The organism is Streptomyces sp. NPDC001920, assembly GCF_053594495.1.
The window spans coordinates 1-16,557 of record NZ_JBSFEP010000018.1 but is presented as its reverse complement, the minus strand read 5'-3'; the positions used below and the strand labels follow the sequence as shown (position 1 = coordinate 16,557).

Sequence of the window (16,557 nt, the reverse complement as noted above, 5' to 3'; positions counted from 1 at the left end):
GCGGGGTGCGGTGCGCTCAGGTGCGGACCGGGTCGCCGCGCCGCTCCCGGCTGCGCGGCCCGCCGAAGCAGGCGGGCGGCCCACCGTCCGGCGCGCCGCCCAGCAGGACCCCGCCGAGGACGGCGCCGGCGAGTCCGTCGATGTCGGCGCCGGGGCGGTCGACGGGGTGGCCGTGCACCCTAACGTCCTGTTCGGCGAGTTCGTGGGCCTGCAGGGCCAGCAGGTCGGCTTCGACGAGGTCGGCGAGCTCCTGGCGCGCGCCCCGCCCGGCAGGGGCGGACACCGGCACAGCGAGCAGCCGCCGGGCCTCCGCCAACCGGGTGCGGGCCTCGCCGCCGACCGCCGCCCGGTGCGTCGCGACGACCGTGTCCGCGTCGGCGACGGCACTGCCCGCACAGAGCGACGCGGCCGCCGGGATCACCCCGCTGCGCCCCACGAAGACGGGCTGAACGCCCCGTACGATCCGCCGCAGCAGGTCGAGGGGGTCGTACGCCTTGGACGCCAGTTCCTCTCGTACGGCGGCCAGGGCGAGATCGGCATGGAGGACACGGGCGCGCAGCTCACCGGGAGGGACGTCGACCGTGTCCGGGGAGGGCGTGCCGGGCGCCGCCGGTCCCGGCGCCCCGGCGTCGACCGCCCGCAGCCGCTCCCGGGCTCCGGCGATCTCCGCCTCCCCGCCGCTCAGCGCGGCCGGAACCATCGCCGCGGCCGTCGCGAGGGTCCGGGCGAGCCGCTCGACGCCGTCGACGAGGGCGGCTGCCTGGGCGATGGCGCCCTCGGCCGCCCGCAGCCGCCCCGCGGCCCGTCCGTTCTCGCCCGAGTCGGCGTGCCGGCGGGCCTGGTTGAGCCGTGCGGTGGCGAACACGAGCCGGTCCTTGGCCTGCTCGACATGGCCCGCGACGTCGGCGGTGGCGGTGGGCCCGTACCGCTCGCCGAGTTCGGTGAGGACCGAGCCGGTGCCCGCGAGACGCCCGGCCAACTCCCGGAACCGCCCCTCGGCGACCACCAGTGCATGGCCCAGCCCGCCGCCCAGCCCCTCCTCCAGCCCCCGTACCTCGTCGAAGGCGGCGGCCCGTGCGTCCAGCAGCCGCCCCGCCTCCTCGCACCGCCCCACGATCCCGGCCAGCACATGCCGCCGGGCGGCGGCCTCCTGCGGCACCCCGCCCTCGTACTGCCAGCGCATCCGGAACGCGACCGCCAGTTCCCGCTCCGCGTCCCGTACGACCCGCGCGAAATCCTCGACGACCGCAGGCCCGACGGCGGCCCCGGCGGTGACACGCTCCGCCACGAAGCCGAGTTCCTCCCCGCTCACCCGCACCCAGTCGTCCGCCGCGACCAGCAGCTCCCGCGCCCTGTCGTCCAGCCCCCCGTCCGGCGCTTCGACGGCCCGCACCGGCGTCCCGCCGGGAGTCGTACGCCCGCGCTGCCGCCGCCTGCGCCGGAGGAACCCGTAACCCGCCAGCGCCATGGCCGCGACGGCGGCCAGCAGCGGCACCACGAGATCGATCCCGGACGTCTCCTCGACCTCCTGCTGGGCCGCCGCTCCCGCGACGGGTCGCTCCGCCCCGCCCGCGAGCCGGTCCCCGCCCGCGAACGTCAGGGCGGGCAGCACCAGCCACACCACCCCGACCAGCCCGCCCACCAGGGCGTGCACCACCCGCGCGGATATGTGCGAGCCGCCCCGCCGCGGGCGGCCTCGGATCAAGGATGACGTCACATTCCGGAGCGTATGAGCACGATTGTCCGTACGCGACCGGGAGGGCGACCGGGCGAACCGGTGCCCCTCCCTACGACGACCGGCGCATGATCTTGGATCCCAGCCACACCAAGGGGTCGTACTTGCGGTCCGCGGCCCGTTCCTTCAAGGGGATCAGGGCGTTGTCCGTGATCTTGATGCCCTCGGGGCAGACCTCCGTGCAGCACTTGGTGATGTTGCAGTAGCCGAGGCCGTGTTCGTCCTGGGCGCTCGACTTGCGGTCCAGGCCGGCCTCGGCGGCGGCGTCGAGGGGATGCATGTCCAGTTCCGCCACCCGCATCAGGAACCGCGGGCCCGCGAAGGCCGGTTTGTTCTCCTCGTGGTCACGGACGACGTGGCAGGTGTCCTGGCACAGGAAGCACTCGATGCACTTGCGGAACTCCTGCGAGCGGTCCACGTCCTCCTGCATCATCCGGTACTCGCCGGGGCCGAGGCCCTCCGGCGGCACGAAGGCGGGCACCTGACGGGCCTTGTCGTAGTTGAAGCCGACGTCCGTGACCAGGTCGCGGACCACCGGGAACGCCCGCAGCGGCGTCACCGTGATCGTCTCCTCCCGGTCGAACACCGACATGCGCGTCATGCACATCAGCCGCGGCCGCCCGTTGATCTCGGCGGAGCACGAACCGCACTTGCCCGCCTTGCAGTTCCAGCGGACGGCCAGGTCGGGCGCCTGGGTGGCCTGGAGGCGGTGGATGATGTCGAGCACCACCTCGCCGTCGTTCACCTCCACCTCGAAGTCCTTGAGGCCGCCGCCCCCGGCATCGCCCCGCCACACCTTGAATCGGGCCTCGTAGCTGCTCACTGGTACAGCTCCTCTTCGGCGAGGTACTTGACCAGCTCCTCCTTGTCGAAGAGAGCGAGCAGGTCGGCGCGGACAGGGTCGGTGGTCTCCCGCAGGAGGGTGATCTGGCCGCGCTCAGGGTCGGTGGCCGCCAGGCCGTCCGTCGGATCGGCCAGCCGGCACAGCAGGTTGATGTTGCGCCACTTGCGGTCCATCGTCGGGTGGTCCTCGCGGGTGTGGCCGCCCCGCGACTCCGTGCGCTCCAGCGCCGCCCGCGCCACGCACTCACTGACCAGCAGCATGTTGCGCAGGTCCAGTGCGAGGTGCCAGCCGGGGTTGAACTGGCGGTGGCCCTCGACGCCGGCCCGGCGGGCCCGTACCCGCAGCTCCGCCAGCTTCTGCAGCGCCTGCTCCATCTCGGCCTCGCGGCGGATGATGCCGACGAGGTCGTTCATGGTCTGCTGGAGTTCCTGGTGGAGGGAGTACGGGTTCTCCGGCGGGCGCCCGTCGTCCTCGCCCCCGACCGGGCCCTCCGCCGAGAAGGGGCGAAGCGCCTCCGCGGCTGCCGCGTCCACCTCCAGATCGCTGACCTCGGGGCGTTCGAAGGCCCGCGCGGCCGCGTACTCGGCGGCGTGCCAGCCCGCCCGGCGGCCGAAGACCAGCAGGTCGGACAGCGAGTTCCCGCCGAGCCGGTTCGAGCCGTGCATGCCCCCGGCCACCTCACCCGCCGCGTACAGGCCGGGCACCCCGCGCGCCGCCGCCGTGTCCGACTCGACCGCGATGCCGCCCATGACGTAGTGGCAGGTCGGTCCGACCTCCATCGCCTCCGCCGTGATGTCGACGTCCGCCAGCTCCTTGAACTGGTGGTACATGGAGGGCAGGCGGCGGCGGATGACCTCCGCCGGCATCCGGGTCGAGACGTCCAGGAACACACCGCCGTGCGGGGAGCCGCGGCCCGCCTTCACCTCGGCGTTGATCGCCCGCGCCACCTCGTCACGGGGGAGCAGCTCGGGGGGCCGCCGGTTGTTGTCCGGGTCCTCGTACCAGCGGTCGCCCTCCTCCTCCGACTCGGCGTACTTCTCCTTGAAGACGTCGGGGACGTAGTCGAACATGAACCGCTTGCCCTCGGAGTTGCGCAGCACCCCTCCGTCGCCGCGCACCGACTCCGTGACCAGGATCCCCTTCACCGACGGCGGCCAGACCATGCCGGTCGGGTGGAACTGCACGAACTCCATGTTCAGCAGAGGCGCCCCGGCGAGCAGTGCCAGCGCGTGGCCGTCACCCGTGTACTCCCACGAGTTCGAGGTCACCTTGAAGGACTTGCCGATGCCGCCCGTCGCGATGACGACGGCGGGAGCCTCCAGGACGAAGAAGCGGCCCGTCTCGCGCTCGTAGGCGAAGACCCCCGAGACCCGGCTGCCGTCCTTGAGGATCCGCGTGACCGTGCACTCCTGGTAGACCTTCAGCCGGGACTCGTAGTCCCCGGTCTCCTTCCTGTCCTCCTGCTGGAGCGCGACGATCTTCTGCTGGAGGGTGCGGATCAGCTCCAGGCCGGTGCGGTCACCGACGTGCGCGAGGCGCGGGTACTCGTGGCCGCCGAAGTTGCGCTGCGAGATACGGCCGTCCTTCGTACGGTCGAAGAGCGCGCCCCAGGTCTCCAGCTCCCACACCCGCTCCGGCGCCTCCTGGGCGTGCAGCTCGGCCATCCGCCACTGGTTGAGGAACTTGCCGCCGCGCATGGTGTCGCGGAAGTGGACCTGCCAGTTGTCGTGCTCGTTGGCGTTGGCCATGGCCGCCGCGATGCCGCCCTCGGCCATCACGGTGTGCGCCTTGCCGAACAGCGACTTGCAGATCACGGCTGTACGGGCGCCGCGCTCACGCGCCTCGATCGCCGCCCGCAGCCCCGCCCCGCCGGCGCCGACCACGACGACGTCCCACTCCTGCCGTTCGACCACGGACATTGGTTTCAGTCCCCACTCAATCTAGAAGAAGCGCGGATCGTCGAAGACCCCGGACGCGACGAGATAGACGTAGAAGTCGGCGAGCGCCACGCTCACCAGCGATGTCCAGGCGAGCAGCATGTGGCGGGCGTTCAGCTTCCCGATCCACCGCCACATCCGGTAGCGCACCGGATGCTTGGAGAAGTGCTTGAGCTTGCCGCCGACGATGTGCCGGCAGGAGTGACAGGAGAGGGTGTACGCCCAGATCAGCACGATGTTGACGAGGAAGACGAGGGTGCCGAGGCCCATGTGGCCCCACTCGTAGTTCTCGTCGCGGAAGGCGAGCACCGTGTCGTACGTCAGGATCCCGGCGACCGGGATCGCGGCGTAGAAGAAGTACCGGTGGATGTTCTGCAGGATCAGCGGGAAGCGGGTCTCACCGGTGTACTTCTTGTGCGGCTCGGCCACCGCGCAGGCCGGGGGCGACATCCAGAAGCCGCGGTAGTAGGCCTTGCGGTAGTAGTAGCAGGTCAGCCGGAAGCCGAGCGGGAAGATCAGGATGATGATCGCGGGGGAGATGCCCCACCAGCTCCCGAAGAGCTCCCAGTTGGGACCGGCGCGCATGGGCTCGCAGTTCTCCGCCAGACAGGGCGAGTAGAACGGCGAGACGTACGGCGCCGCGTAGTAGTCCGCGTTGGCGAAGGCCCGCCAGGTGGAGTACACGATGAACGCCAGCAGACCGGCCGCGGTGGCGGCCGGGGCCAGCCACCAGCGGTCGGTCCGCAGGTGCGGGGCGGTGATCGCGGCCCGCGTACCGGTGTGTACGCCGCCGCTGTTCAGATGGGGTTCCGTACCAGTGGCCAATGCATGACTCCGGTCGGGTCGGGGGGGAGGGATCAGGGGGCGCGGCGGTCCCGGGCGCCGAGACCCTCGTCATCCGTGTCGATCCACAGAGAGTCGTCGTACGGCGTGTCGGGGATGGTGACGAGCTCCGGTTTGCGCTGCGCGGCGGGGCTCTGGACCGCCTCCCGCAGCAGCGCGACGCTCTCGCGCAGATGGTTGGCGTCCGTCCGGACGCGCCGCATCTCCAGCCCGGCCGTGCCGAGCTGCTTCTCCAGCCGGCCCACGGACCGGTACAGGTCGTCGAGGCAGCGCTGGACAGCTGTCAGGTCGTCTTGCACGGACATGACGTGACCTCACTTCCGTGGGCCGTGCGGCCCTGGGTGGCAACGTTCATGCGCCTGCGAGTGTTGCGCGTCACACCTGCCGATGTGAAGGGATGTGCAGCGATTGGCGGATTGCACACCTGCGACGCACGCCCGCACGCGCTCTGTGTACGCCGGGGGAGCCGAGAGGGAGCGCGGGGTGCGTTGCTCCACACGGGTGGCCCTGTACGTCCCCGCCGCCGTGTCGTCTCCGGCTGGCGAACCCTTTCCTCTTCAGTGGGGTGCCTTAGATCTGATCAACTCCAAAATACCGCCAAACGTGATCAGAACGCACTAATTGTCACCGGCGGGAGCCACTCCCCGGAGGTACGCAGTGATGTCCCACGACGGCGCCGGAACCAGGCCCTCCCGCGCGGCCATGCGCTCGGTCGCCTTCCTCACCGCCGGCGGGCTCGCGATGACCGTGCTGTCCGGGTGCAGCGACCCCGATCCGGCCGGGAAGCCGCTGGCCGAACAGGACATCGCACCGGCCGCGCGGGCCGAGATCGCCGACGGCGGCACCCTGCGGTGGGCCGTGGACGCCCTGCCGGAGACCCTGAACACCTTCCAGTCGGACGCCGACGCCACCACCACCCGGATCGCGCAGGCCACCCTGCCCTCGATGTTCCGGCTCGACGGCAACGGGCGCCCGGAGCGCAACCCGGACTTCCTGGAGTCCGCCGAGATCGTCGAGACCGAGCCCAAGCAGGTCGTCCTGTACAAGCTCAACCAGCAGGCCGTCTGGAGCGACGGCCGGGAGATCGGCGCCGCCGACTTCGCCGCCCAGTGGCGGGCCCTGTCCGGCAAGGACAGCGCGTACTGGACCGCCCGCAACGCCGGGTACGACCGGATCGAGAAGATCGAGCGCGGCAAGGGCGACCTGGAGGTCCGCGTCACCTTCGCGCGGCCGTACGCCGACTGGCGCTCGCTGTTCTCGCCGCTGTACCCGAAGGAGGTCATGGGCACGCCGGACTCCTTCAACGACGGGGCGCGCAAGAAGCTGAAGATCAGCGCCGGGCCGTTCAGCCTGAAGAAGATCGACCGCAAGGACGACGAGGTCCTGCTCACCCGCAATCCGCGCTGGTGGGGTCAGCGGGCCAAGCTGCACGAGATCGTCCTGCGGGCCGTACCGCGCGACGAGCGGGCCACCGAGCTGGCCGCCGGTCGGCTCGACCTGGCCGAGATCGATCCCGCCGCGGCCCGGCGCATCACCTTGGCCGCGCCGCCCCGCACCGCGAGCGCCTCCGGGACGCCGCTGATGGGTCCGGACCACCACAGGAAGACTCCCGGGCAGCGGCGGGACGCGGCGGCGTTCAGGGGCTTCGAGGTACGCAAGTCGCTGGAACCGGCGTACACCCAGCTCGCCCTCAACGGCGCCGACGGCCCGCTCGCCGACGAGCGGGTGCGACGGGCCGTGGCCCGTGCGCTCGACCGCGAGGAACTGGCGAAGCTGGTCCTGGCCCCGCTGGGACTGCCCGCGGAGCCGGTCGGCAGCCATCTCGCGCTCTCCGGCCAGGCCGCGTACGCCGACAACAGCGGGGCGATCGGCGGCCAGGACACGGAGGAGGCGCAGGCGCTGCTCGCGGATGCCGGGTGGGTGCAGGGCGGGCCGGTCAAGGAGAAGAAGAAGGGGGAGAAGGCGGCCGGGGCGGAGGGGGAGAAGGCCGGGAAGGACGAGGACGGGGAGAGGGCCCGGAACACCGAGAAGGGCGAGAAGGGCGAGGACGGGGAGAAGGCGAAGAAGGGCGAGAAGGGCGAGGACGGGGAGAAGGCGAAGAAGCCCGAGAAGGGCGAGGACGGCGAGAAGGGCGGCAAGGCCGACAAGGCCGACAAGGGTTCGGACGCCGCCGGCGGGGACGACGGGACGTACGTCGTCGGCGAGGACGACAAGGCGGGCGACGGCGACGGGCGTCCGGGGGAGCATCTCGCCCAGGACGGCAAGCAGTACGGCAGCAATCAGCTCCAGCAGGGTGGCGCACCCGGTGCGTACGCCCCGCAGGGCACCGCCGCGCCGGCGGGAGCGGCGGCGCGGCCACTGGCCAAGGACGGCAAGGCGCTGGTGCTGCGGTTCGTGGTGCCGTCGGGTGAGGGGTCCCGGACGCTGCGGACGGTGGCGGACCGGATCGGGGTGATGCTGGAGCGGATCGGCATCCGTACCGAGGTCACCAAGGTCTCGGACGAGAGCTACTTCAAGGACCACATCGCCTCCGGCCAGTACGACCTCGCCCTCTACTCCTGGCCCGCGTCCGCCTACCCGGCCACCGACGCCCGGCCCATCTACGCCAAGCCGGTGCCGGCCGCCGACGGCTCCCTGAACGTCGAGCAGAACTACACCCGCGTCGGCACCGACCAGGTCGACCAGCTCTTCGACCAGGCGGTGGCCACGCTCGACGAGTCCGAGTCCCGCTCCTTGATCCGCAAGGCCGACTCCCGCATCTGGGCGGCGGCCGGCTCGATCCCGCTCTACCAGCGGCCCCAGCTGACCGCGGCGAGGAAGAACGTCGCCAACGCGGGCGCCTTCGGCTTCGAGACGCCGGTGTACGAGGACATGGGCTTCCTGAACAAGGGCGCGAAGCCGTCGGGGAGCGCGCCGGCCGAGTAGCGGGGAGCGGTCACTCCGCGACGCCGGGCCACCGCTCTCGGCCCGTCCGGCGTCCGAGGACGAGGCCCGCTCGGGGCGGCCCGCGAGGGCCCGCGGGCCGCAGGCCCCCGGCGCGGTCCGGAAAAGGGGCTCCAACCCCGCACTGACCTGCGTCGAAGTATCCCGCCAAGCCCCTACGGCGGCGGCCCCGTACCATGGGGTGAGGCCGTGGCATGTTCCGCCCGGCAGGGCCCGCGTAACACAGACGTGCGCAGCAGGGCCGTCCACACACTCCGGGAGTACGCCGCAATATGGCTGTGACTGCAACGCGTCACGACATCCGCAACGTCGCCATCGTCGCCCACGTCGACCACGGCAAGACCACCATCGTCGACGGCATGCTGAAGCAGGCCGGTGCCTTCGCCGCCCATCAGCTCGACTCCGTCGACGACCGCATGATGGACTCGAACGACCTGGAGCGTGAGAAGGGCATCACGATCCTCGCCAAGAACACGGCGGTGAAGTACCACCCCAAGGACGGCGGGGAGCCCATCACGATCAACATCATCGACACCCCCGGCCACGCCGACTTCGGTGGTGAGGTCGAGCGCGGTCTGTCGATGGTGGACGGTGTCGTGCTGCTCGTCGACGCCTCCGAGGGGCCGCTGCCCCAGACCCGCTTCGTGCTGCGCAAGGCGCTCCAGGCCCGTCTGCCGATCATCCTGTGCATCAACAAGACGGACCGTCCGGATGCCCGGATCGACGAGGTCGTGAACGAGACCTACGACCTCTTCCTCGACCTGGACGCCGACGAGGAGCAGATCGAGTTCCCGATCGTCTACGCCTGCGGCCGTGACGGCATCGCGTCGCTCACCAAGCCGGAGGACGGGACCGTCCCGGCCGACTCCACCAGCCTGGAGCCGTTCTTCTCCACCATCCTGGAGCACATCCCGGCCCCGACCTACGACGAGGAAGCCCCGCTCCAGGCCCACGTCACCAACCTCGACGCCGACAACTTCCTCGGCCGTATCGCGCTGCTGCGCGTGCACCAGGGCGAGCTGAAGAAGGGGCAGACGGTCGCGTGGATGAAGCGCGACGGGTCGGTCAGCAACGTGCGCATCAGTGAGCTGATGATGACCGAGGCGCTGACCCGCAAGCCGGCGGAGGTGGCGGGCCCCGGTGACATCTGCGCCGTCGCCGGTATCCCGGACATCATGATCGGTGAGACCCTCGCCGACACCGAGAACCCGGTCCCGCTGCCCCTGATCACGGTCGACGAGCCCGCGATCTCCATGGTCATCGGCACCAACACCTCCCCGCTGGTCGGCCGCGGCGGCACCGGCAAGGGCGCCGACGCGAAGGCGGCCGTCAAGGACCGCAAGGTCACCGCCCGCCAGGTCAAGGACCGCCTCGACCGCGAGCTGATCGGTAACGTCAGCCTCCGTGTCCTGGACACCGACCGGCCGGACGCCTGGGAGGTGCAGGGCCGCGGTGAGCTGGCGCTGGCCATCCTGGTCGAGCAGATGCGCCGCGAGGGCTTCGAGCTGACCATCGGCAAGCCGCAGGTCGTCACCAAGGACGTGGACGGCAAGGTCTACGAGCCCGTCGAGCGCATGACCATCGACGTGCCCGAGGAGCACATGGGCGCCGTCACCCAGCTGATGGGTGTCCGCAAGGGCCGTATGGACAACATGTCCAACCACGGCTCCGGCTGGGTGCGCATGGAGTTCGTGGTGCCGTCCCGCGGTCTGATCGGCTTCCGGACCGAGTTCCTGACCCAGACCCGCGGCACCGGCATCGGCCACTCCATCCACGAGGGCTTCGAGCCCTGGTTCGGCACCCTGACGACCCGTAACAACGGCTCGCTGGTCGCCGACCGCGCCGGTGCCGTCACCGCCTTCGCGATGACGAACCTCCAGGAGCGCGGCGTGCTGTTCGTCGAGCCCGGCACCGAGGTGTACGAGGGCATGATCGTCGGCGAGAACTCGCGCGCCGACGACATGGACGTCAACATCACCAAGGAGAAGAAGCTCACCAACATGCGGTCGTCCACGGCCGATGTCGCCGAGTCGATCGTCCCGCCGCGCAAGCTGTCGCTGGAGCAGTCCCTGGAGTTCTGCCGCGACGACGAGTGCGTGGAGGTCACCCCGGAGGCGGTGCGCATCCGCAAGGTGAACCTGGACGCCCGCGAGCGCGCCCGCGCCGCGAGCCGCGCCAAGCACGGCTGAGCATCGCGCACTTGAGCCCGGGCTCCCCCTGCATGGGGGAGCCCGGGCTTTTTCGCAAGCCGTTTTCTGTGGCCGAGACTCGACCCTCTGTCCGAAATGCGGAGATCCTCGCACGATAGCCACGTAACACGTCCGTTTCGCGGCCTTCTCCCCGCAAACGCTTTGTCCGGATTTTGGAAGATCCGGCGGCGAGCTGTGACTGAATTGAGATTTAAAGACGGTGGTCGGTAGTTGGCGCATGGCAGATAGTTAGCGGCAGCGCTCGGGTCAATGGGTCTCGCACTGTGGGGACAGTGCCCGACTCACGAGCAATGGGGGTTGCCTGATCCTCCGTCAGGGGTGTCGGAGGGGGAGGCGTACCACCTCCTACGCGCGTCCGGCTGCGGCCTTCCGCAAGCCTCGCTTTGGCATACCCATACCAGCGAAACGGACGAAACGTGACAAGTCGTATCGGTATTGAGGGCGGCGGGACCTCGGTCATCGCGGACGGCGAACCACAACCGGCGGAGGCCGGGGACGAACAGTTCGTCGGACGCTCTCCCGGCCGGCTGATGTGGATCCGCTTCACACGGGACCGCACCGGCGTGATCTCGGCCTGTGTCGTCATCTTCTTCTTCCTGATCGGCCTGCTCGCCCCGGTGATCTCCTGGCTGTACGGCAAGGACCCGTACACCGTGTACGCCGACGAACGCCCCGAGCTGTTCGACAGCGCGGGCGTGCCGGTGCAGCCCAACGGCGGGATCAGCGCCGAGTTCTGGTTCGGTCTCGAACCCGGCAACGGATACGACGTCTTCACCAAGCTGCTCTACGGCATCAGGACTTCGCTGGGCATCTCGGTCGCGGTGACCCTTGCGACCGTGCTCACCGGGATCGTCCTCGGTGTCACGGCGGGCTATATGGGCGGCAGGACCGACTACTGGATCAGCCGGGTCATCGACTTCCTCCTCGCCTTCCCGTCCCAGCTGTTCTTCATCGCCAGCATGCCGGTCGTGGTCTCGCTCTTCGTCAGCCCGCGCGACGAGACCCCCGTCTACGTCCGGGTGGTCGCGCTCATCCTCGTGATGTGGTTCCTGGGCTGGATGAGTCTCGGGAGGATCCTCAGAGGCACCACACTCGCCCTGCGGGAACGGGAGTTCATCGAGGCGGCCAAGGTCAGCGGGGCCCCGCCGTGGCGGATCATCCGCAAGGAGATCCTGCCGAACGTGGTCACCCCGATCCTCGTGCAGGGCACCTACATGCTCCCCAACTTCGTCACCGCCGAGGCCGGTCTGTCCTTCCTCGGGGTGGGCATCGTCGAACCGACGCCGGACTGGGGGCAGATGTTCTCCAAGGCGTCCACCGAGCTCGTGATGCAGAACGACATCACCTACATGTTCTTCCCCGGCATCTCGATGATCATCTTCATCGTCGCGTTCAACCTGCTCGGGGACTCCGTCAGGGACGCCTTCGACCCCAAGACGGCCCGCTGACGCAGCGTTCGGCACCTCGCACCTCGCACCTCGCACCTCGCACTTCGCACTTCGCACTTGGCACATCGCACGTGGCACTTCCTTGGCACTGTGACACACAGATGGGTGGGAACTGAGTGATGAGTAGGGGCGTACGCCACGCATACGCGGCGATCTCGGTGCTCGCGGCCGGCGCACTCGTGCTGACCGGGTGCAGCGAGGGCGGCAGCAAGGGCGGTGGCAACGACAAGGAACAGCAGGAGAACGCCGAACGGCAGCAGTCCTCCATCGACTTCGGGGACGCCGCGGCCTCCAAGGGGCCGGCGGCCGAGGTCCCCGGCGCCAAACCCGGCGGCACCATCTCGGTGCTTGCCCGGGACAGTTACGCCCACCTGGACCCGGCCCAGATCTACGTCCAGGACGAGATGGCCGTCTCCCAACTCCTGCACAGAGGGCTGACCGGCTACAAGGCGACCAGCAACGACGGAAGCAAGCACGAGGTCGTCGGTGACCTCGCCACCGACTCCGGGACCACCACCGACGGCGGCAAGACCTGGAAGTTCACGCTGAAGGACGGCATCAAGTTCGAGGACGGCTCCGCGATCACCTCGGCCGACGTACGCCACACCTTCGAGCGGCAGTTCGCGTCCTTCATCAACCAGGGCCCGCCGTACATCCAGCAGTGGCTGGCCGACACCCCGGGCGCGGACTACCGCAAGCTGCTGCCGGACGGCCCGTTCAAGGGCAAGCACCTGCCGGACAGCATCCTTCAGACACCGGACGAGAAAACGGTCGTCTTCAAGTTCAAGAAACCGCACCCCGACCTGCCGTACGCCCTCGCCATGACGGGGTACGCCATCGTCTCCCAGAAGGGCGACACCAAGGCGAAGTACGACAAGGACCCGGTGGCCGCCGGCCCGTACAAGATCCAGGAGTTCAAATCGGGCAAGTCCATGGTGCTGGTGAAGAACACCAACTGGGACCCGGCCACGGACCCGCTGCGCCACCAGTACGTGGACCGGTTCAACATCACCTTCAACCAGCAGTTCGAGGACTCCACCAAGGCGCTCCTCGCCGACAGCGGCAGTGACCGGGCCGGCGTCAGCTTCAGCAACCAGGTCGACGCGGGCAATCTGTCCAAGGTCCTGAACGACCCGAAGATGAAGTCCCGTACGGTGTCCGGCTACCAGCCGTACGTAGGCCAGATGAACATCAACATGAGCCACCCGGAGATGAAGGACCTCAAGGTCCGCCAGGCCATCGCCCACGCCCTTCCGATCACACCGTTCGTGCGTGCCTACGGCGGCACCGACGCGATGGAGGTCGCGGGCGGCATCATCAGCCCGACCGTCAGCGGCTACGACGCCTCCTTCGACCCGTTCGGCAAGAGGAAGAAGCCCGCGGGTGACCCGGCCAAGGCCAAGAAGCTGCTCGAAGAGGCCGGCAAGGTCGGCCTGAAGCTGACCTTCGGCTACATCAACACCCCCGAGGGGCAGCAGTACTCGACCGCCATGGCGGCGGGCCTGGAGAAGGCCGGCTTCGACGTGCAGCGCCAGGAGATCCCGGCCGAGACCTTCTACGACCAGGTCAGCAAACTGGACAACAACTACGACATCTTCCACACCGCCTGGGGGGCCGACTGGCCGTCCGCCTCGACCGTGATCCCGCCGCTGTACGACGGACGCGGGATCGCCGAGGGCGCCCAGAACTACTCCCAGGTCAACGACCCCAAGGTCAACAGCGAGATCGACCGGATCAACACCATCACCGACCCGGTCAAGGCCGCGGCGGAGTGGGGGAAGCTCAACGAGTACCTGCTCACCAAGGTGGTCAACGTGGTACCGACCGCCTACTACAAGCAGGTCCAGATCGCCGGTTCCAAGATCGGCGGCCTGGTCTACGACGACATCATCGCCGGCGTCGACCCGCGCCGCCTGTACGTCAAGTAACCCGCCCTCCGGCACCCGGTGCGTCCGAACCCTCATCGGGTTCCCGCACCGGGTGCCGCCCGGCCCGCCGACGTCTGGGAGCTGCCTGCCATGCTGCGCTTTTTGGTCCGCCGGTCCCTCGGCGCCGTCGTCATCCTCTTCCTGCTGAGCATCGTCACGTTCCTGCTGTTCTTCGGAATGCCGCGTGACCCGGCGCTCCTGATGTGCGGCAAGACGTGCACCCCGGCCAACCTGGAGAACCTGCACCGGGTCCTCGGCCTCGACAAGCCGATCCCCGAGCAGTACTGGATCTTCCTCACCAACCTCGTCGCGGGCAGCGACGACTTCGCCCAGGGCCCCTGCCCTGCCCCCTGCTTCGGGTACTCGTACCACTCCAACGAGCAGGTCTGGGGCACCCTGATGGACCGGTTGCCCACCACGCTGTCGCTCACCGTCGGCGGGGCGGTCTGCTTCCTGATCGTCGGCCTGGGCACCGGACTCGTCGCCGCCTGGAAGCGCGGCACGCTCGTCGACAAGACCTTCACGGCCGGCGCCATGGTGCTCAGCTCGATGCAGATCTACTTCCTCGGGCCGCTGGCCCTGGCGATCCTCGTCTACCAGACCCACATCTTCGACAAGCCCGCCTACAACGAGTTCACCGAGAACCCGGCCGCCTGGTTCGGGGGCCTGATCATCCCGTGGGTGGTGCTGTCGACGATCTTCGCCTCGCAGTACACCCGTATGTCCCGCTCCTCGATGATCGAGCAGCTCCAGGAGGAACACGTCCGCACCGCCCGCGCCAAGGGCATGTCCAGACGGTACGTGTTCTTCCGCTACGCCTGGCGCGGATCGCTGATCCCCGTCGTCACCATCTTCGGCATCGACCTCGGCTCGCTGCTCGGCGGTGCCATCATCACGGAGTACACCTTCGGGCTCCCGGGACTGGGCCGGCTGGCGGTGGAGTCGGTGTTCTTCAGCGATCTGCCGCTGCTGCTGGGGGTGATGCTGTTCTCCGCCACCATGATCCTGCTCTGCAACATCGTCGTCGACGCCGCGTACGCCTTCATCGACCCGCGGGTACGCCTGGCCTAGGCCTCGACGGGGAATCGTTCCAGCGGTACTGCTGATTGGGAGCACTGACGTGACCACTGTGACCAAGGAGGCCGGCGCCCCGGTCCCGGCCGACGCGGACGCGTTCCTCTCGGTACGGGACCTGCACGTCAGCTTCAGGACCGAGGACGGCGTCGTACGGGCCGTGGAGGGGCTCTCCTTCGACCTGGAGCGGGGCAGGACGCTGGGCATCGTGGGCGAGTCCGGCTCGGGGAAGTCGGTGACCAACCTGACCGTCCTCGGGCTGCACAACCCGATGTTCACCACGGTGGAGGGCGAGATCCTGCTGGACGGACAGGAGTTGACCACCGCCCGGGAGTCCGAGCTGGAGAAGCTGCGCGGCAACAAGGTCGCCATGATCTTCCAGGACCCGCTCACCGCCCTGTCCCCGTACTACACGGTGGGCCGGCAGATCGCCGAGCCGTACATGAAGCACATGCGCGTCTCGAAGAAGGCGGCCTGGGAGCGGGCGGTGGAGATGCTGGGGAAGGTCGGCATCCCCCACCCCGGGCAGCGGGCGAAGGACTATCCCCACCAGTTCTCCGGCGGTATGCGTCAGCGCGCGATGATCGCGATGGCGCTGGTCTGCGACCCGGACCTGCTGATCGCCGACGAGCCGACCACCGCCCTCGACGTCACCGTCCAGGCGCAGATCCTGGACCTGCTGAAGGACCTGCAGCAGGAGTTCGGCTCGGCGATCATCTTCATCACGCACGACCTCGGGGTCATCGCCGACATGGCCGACGACATCATGGTGATGTACGCGGGCGGCGCGGTGGAGCGCGGCACGGTCGACGAGGTGCTGAGGGCGCCGCAACACCCGTACACCTGGGGCCTGCTGAACTCCATGCCCCGGCTGGACTCGGACCCGCACGCCCCGCTGAACCCCATTCCGGGCACTCCACCGTCGCTGCTGAAGCCGCCCTCGGGCTGCCGCTTCCATCCCCGCTGCACCTTCCGCGACCGCGTCGGCGGCAACCGCTGTGTCACCGAGATCCCGTCACTCGGTCCGGACCGCTCCTCGGCCTGCCACCTGACGGCAGAGGAGAAACGGACCGTCTTCATCGAAGAGATCAAGCCCCGACTGGGCCAGCGCCGCCCTTGAGGAGGACTACGGACATGACAGAGGACCTCGTCCTCCCCGCTCCCCGCGAGGCCGTCCCCGAGGCTCCCGGCGAACCCCTGCTGGTCGTCGAGAAGCTCGTCAAGCACTTCCCGGTCAAGGGCGGTTTCCCGATCCGCCGCACGGTCGGTCAGGTGCAGGCGGTGGACGGCATCGACCTCACCGTGCACGTCGGCGAGAGTTTCGGGCTGGTGGGGGAGTCGGGCTGCGGCAAGTCGACGACGGGCCGGCTGATCACCAAGCTGCTGGAACCGACGAACGGCAGGATCGAGTACCGCGGCAAGGACATCACCCGTGCCTCTCGCAGGCAGCTGGCGCCGATCCGGTCCGAGATCCAGATGATCTTCCAGGACCCGTACTCGTCGCTGAACCCGCGGCAGACGGTGGGCAAGATCATCTCCGGGCCGATGGAGATCAACGACATCAACCCGGCCGGCGGCCGCGAGAAGCGGGTCCG

Annotated in this window: 12 protein-coding genes; 7 read left to right on the top strand and 5 right to left on the bottom strand. The window is 69.3% G+C overall.

Annotated elements, in window-relative coordinates:
- Positions 1–16 precede the first annotated feature (16 nt).
- The 5 genes from ACWCPI_RS28120 to ACWCPI_RS28100 form a co-directional block, all read right to left on the bottom strand.
- The gene (locus ACWCPI_RS28120; RefSeq protein ID WP_451040772.1) at positions 17–1,717 is read right to left on the bottom strand and encodes a hypothetical protein; all 1,701 of its coding nucleotides are present in this window, start codon (positions 1,715–1,717) and stop codon (positions 17–19) included.
- Positions 1,718–1,787: 70 nt separating this feature from the next.
- A complete protein-coding gene (locus ACWCPI_RS28115) occupies positions 1,788–2,558 on the bottom strand; it encodes a succinate dehydrogenase/fumarate reductase iron-sulfur subunit (RefSeq protein WP_451040771.1) in 771 nt (256 codons plus the stop codon).
- Complete coding sequence (locus ACWCPI_RS28110) at positions 2,555–4,498, bottom strand: fumarate reductase/succinate dehydrogenase flavoprotein subunit (RefSeq protein WP_451040770.1); 1,944 nt, start codon at positions 4,496–4,498, stop codon at positions 2,555–2,557. Before ACWCPI_RS28110 ends, ACWCPI_RS28115 begins: the two co-directional genes overlap by 4 nt.
- A gap of 21 nt (positions 4,499–4,519) precedes the next feature.
- Positions 4,520–5,341 carry a hypothetical protein gene (locus ACWCPI_RS28105; protein ID WP_451040769.1) on the bottom strand — a complete coding sequence of 274 codons (822 nt, stop codon included), beginning with the start codon at positions 5,339–5,341 and terminating at the stop codon, positions 4,520–4,522.
- Between the two features lie 32 nt (positions 5,342–5,373).
- The gene (locus ACWCPI_RS28100) at positions 5,374–5,664 is read right to left on the bottom strand and encodes a hypothetical protein (RefSeq protein WP_451040768.1); all 291 of its coding nucleotides are present in this window, start codon (positions 5,662–5,664) and stop codon (positions 5,374–5,376) included.
- 355 nt (positions 5,665–6,019) lie between these two features.
- Here ACWCPI_RS28100 and ACWCPI_RS28095 point away from each other — a divergent pair, with 355 nt between their 5' ends.
- From ACWCPI_RS28095 to ACWCPI_RS28065, 7 genes are all read left to right on the top strand, one after another.
- Positions 6,020–8,284 (top strand): ABC transporter substrate-binding protein, encoded by a 2,265-nt coding sequence (locus ACWCPI_RS28095; protein WP_451040767.1) that lies wholly within the window; start codon positions 6,020–6,022, stop codon positions 8,282–8,284.
- A gap of 290 nt (positions 8,285–8,574) precedes the next feature.
- Positions 8,575–10,491: a translational GTPase TypA gene (typA, locus tag ACWCPI_RS28090; protein WP_451040766.1), complete on the top strand. Its 1,917-nt coding sequence runs from the start codon at positions 8,575–8,577 to the stop codon at positions 10,489–10,491.
- 437 nt (positions 10,492–10,928) lie between these two features.
- Complete coding sequence (locus ACWCPI_RS28085; RefSeq protein WP_451040765.1) at positions 10,929–11,960, top strand: ABC transporter permease; 1,032 nt, start codon at positions 10,929–10,931, stop codon at positions 11,958–11,960.
- 119 nt (positions 11,961–12,079) lie between these two features.
- A complete protein-coding gene (locus tag ACWCPI_RS28080) occupies positions 12,080–13,888 on the top strand; it encodes an ABC transporter substrate-binding protein (protein ID WP_451040764.1) in 1,809 nt (602 codons plus the stop codon).
- A 90-nt stretch (positions 13,889–13,978) separates the two neighbouring features.
- Positions 13,979–14,959: an ABC transporter permease gene (locus tag ACWCPI_RS28075; protein ID WP_451040763.1), complete on the top strand. Its 981-nt coding sequence runs from the start codon at positions 13,979–13,981 to the stop codon at positions 14,957–14,959.
- Between the two features lie 49 nt (positions 14,960–15,008).
- Positions 15,009–16,082, top strand: coding sequence for an ABC transporter ATP-binding protein (locus ACWCPI_RS28070; protein ID WP_451040762.1), 1,074 nt, complete (start codon positions 15,009–15,011; stop codon positions 16,080–16,082).
- Positions 16,083–16,096: 14 nt separating this feature from the next.
- Positions 16,097–16,557 (top strand): ATP-binding cassette domain-containing protein (locus tag ACWCPI_RS28065; RefSeq protein ID WP_451040761.1); only part of this gene is annotated, 461 nt, incomplete at its 3' end.

Excerpts from the sequence above, each read along its gene's own strand:
- ACWCPI_RS28100 (WP_451040768.1), bottom strand. The coding sequence starts at position 5,664 with ATGTCCGTGCAAGACGACCTGACAGCTGTCCAGCGCTGCCTCGACGAC.
- ACWCPI_RS28095 (WP_451040767.1), top strand. The coding sequence starts at position 6,020 with ATGTCCCACGACGGCGCCGGAACCAGGCCCTCCCGCGCGGCCATGCGC.
- ACWCPI_RS28110 (WP_451040770.1), bottom strand. The coding sequence starts at position 4,498 with ATGTCCGTGGTCGAACGGCAGGAGTGGGACGTCGTCGTGGTCGGCGCC.
- ACWCPI_RS28075 (WP_451040763.1), top strand. The coding sequence starts at position 13,979 with ATGCTGCGCTTTTTGGTCCGCCGGTCCCTCGGCGCCGTCGTCATCCTC.
- typA (WP_451040766.1), top strand. The coding sequence starts at position 8,575 with ATGGCTGTGACTGCAACGCGTCACGACATCCGCAACGTCGCCATCGTC.
- ACWCPI_RS28080 (WP_451040764.1), top strand. The coding sequence starts at position 12,080 with ATGAGTAGGGGCGTACGCCACGCATACGCGGCGATCTCGGTGCTCGCG.